Annotated in this window: 1 protein-coding gene; it reads right to left on the bottom strand. The window is 59.5% G+C overall.

Annotation, left to right across the window (positions count from 1 at the left end):
- Window positions 1-182: hypothetical protein (locus tag JHD69_RS20760; protein WP_199142200.1), on the bottom strand; the 182-nt coding region annotated here is incomplete at its 3' end.
- Window positions 183-380: the final 198 nt, after the last annotated feature.

Below are 380 nucleotides of genomic sequence, written 5' to 3'. Positions count from 1 at the left end.
CCCCCCCCCCCCCCCCCCCCCCCCCCCCCCCCCCCCCCCCCCCCCCCCCCCCCACCATTTTCAAGCATAAGACGGCATACGAGATCATGAGTACTGTCTCGTGGGCTCGGAGATGTGTATAAGAGACAGAGGTGGGAGGGAGTAGATGAATTAGAAAAAAAACAAAAAATGCTTATTGCCAAGTTTCAACCTCAAAACTTTTAGCGAGTTATTAATCTGTTTCCTTACGGTTAGCACGCTAAGCCCAAGCTCTGTCTCTTATACACATCTGACGCTGCCGACGAACCACGACATGTGTTGATGTAGGTGGTGGGGGGGTGAGGAAGAAAGGGGGGGGGGGGGGGGGGGGGGGGGGGGGGGGGGGGGGGGGGGGGGGGGGG

The organism is Pedobacter sp. ASV12 (assembly GCF_016429155.1).
GTDB lineage: Bacteria > Bacteroidota > Bacteroidia > Sphingobacteriales > Sphingobacteriaceae > Pedobacter.
Note: the sequence above shows the minus strand (reverse complement) of the source record. Positions and strands in the feature narration are given on the sequence as shown.